This is a genomic window from Sphingobium sp. (assembly GCF_035511395.1).
Lineage (GTDB): Bacteria > Pseudomonadota > Alphaproteobacteria > Sphingomonadales > Sphingomonadaceae > Sphingobium.
The window spans coordinates 1-1503 of sequence record NZ_DATKFP010000127.1; the positions used below are offsets into that span (position 1 = coordinate 1).

Consider the following 1503-nt stretch of genomic DNA (forward strand, 5'->3'; position numbering starts at 1 on the left):
GTCATCGAGTCCTATCTGGGACGCTGATCTTGCGGGAAACAGACGATGCTGAACATTGAAGGATTGAACCAGTTCTACGGCGGCAGCCACATCCTGCGCGACGTCTCCATGACCGTGCCCGACGGCAAGCTGACCGTGCTGCTCGGCCGCAACGGCGTCGGCAAGACCACCCTGCTGCGCTGCCTGATGGGCGTCGTGCCGGCCAAAAGCGGCGCCATCGCCTGGCGCGGCCAGCCCTTCACCAAGCTGCCCACCTACGAACGCGTCGCCCGCGGCCTCGCCTACGTGCCCCAGGGGCGCGACATCTTCCCGCGCCTGACGGTCGAGGAAAACCTGCTGGTCGGGGCGGCCAGCCGCAGGGCGCCCGCCGGCGTGCCCGAGCACATCTACGCGCTGTTCCCGGTACTCAAGGACATGCGGGCCCGGCGCGGCGGAGACCTCTCGGGCGGCCAGCAACAGCAACTGGCCATCGGCCGCGCCCTGATGAGCGAGCCGCAGCTTTTGATCCTGGACGAACCCACGGAAGGCATCCAGCCCTCGATCATCCAGGAAATCGGCAGGACCCTGCGCCGCCTCGTCGACGAAATGGGACTGACGGTGCTGCTGGTCGAGCAGTATTACGACTTCGCAAAGGCGATCGCGGAGCGGTACTGGGTGATGAACCGGGGGGAAATCGTGGCCAATGGGCTGGGTGCGGACATGGATGCGCAAGGGGTGCGGGAAATGATTGCGGTCTGACAACCGGAGCCGCCGCAGGCAGCAGGTGCCAGCAGCACGCAGGTGCTGATCAGGGTGCGCGGGAACATGTATGGCGTCTCCGGCGACGGCCCGAATATCGATCAGCGCTCGTTGGATCATGCTCCTTCTGTCTGGCTTGCGCTGGCGCTGGGATTTGTTACCAACATAAAATCTCGACGACGCCCGAGCGCAATAAACTCCACTTCCCGCATCCATAGGAAATTCCATGAAGCTAGTAGCCGCTCTCGTTTTTCTTGCCTCGACATTGACTGCCTGTGCCGTGTACACGCCTGATGGAGCAGTGATCGTTGATCCAGGGATGAGCCGTGGAGGTGGGGGTGGAGGTGGTTTCTGCCCCCCGGGCCAAGCGAAAAAGGGGAACTGCTGACTGCTCCCCGGGGGCGCTACAGCTGCACGGAGGCATGATCTCTGTGCGCCATGTGTCGCCGCGCTTGCGATAGGACGGCATCGGCGATTGGCGCAAGTAGTGCGATGGCCGATGTATCCGTGGTGCCCGAGGCCGGAATCGAACCGGCACGCCTTGCGGCGGGGGATTTTGAGTCGGCGATTTACAGTGTTTCTACAGGGAAATGGGGCGAATTCTAGCGTAGGGTGGAATAGGTAAAACCAGTTTCAAATCAGTAGATTGGCGTATTTTGTCGGAATTGGTCAAAACTGGTCGCTGTACCTCTAATGTACCGAAATTTCGGTACAGTGTTGACGAGGGGGCGGCGCGCCGGTGAGCGCACTCGAATCAAAGTAGAG

Annotated in this window: 1 protein-coding gene; it reads left to right on the top strand. The window is 61.8% G+C overall.

The window, feature by feature from the left end:
- Positions 1 to 45 precede the first annotated feature (45 nt).
- Entirely contained in the window at positions 46 to 738 is a 693-nt protein-coding gene (urtE, locus tag VMR39_RS08540) for an urea ABC transporter ATP-binding subunit UrtE (protein WP_325415563.1), read from the top strand.
- The last annotated feature ends 765 nt before the right edge of the window (positions 739 to 1503 follow it).

Bases quoted from the DNA above. Each gene is read 5' to 3' on its own strand.
- urtE (WP_325415563.1), top strand. From the start codon at position 46: ATGCTGAACATTGAAGGATTGAACCAGTTCTACGGCGGCAGCCACATC.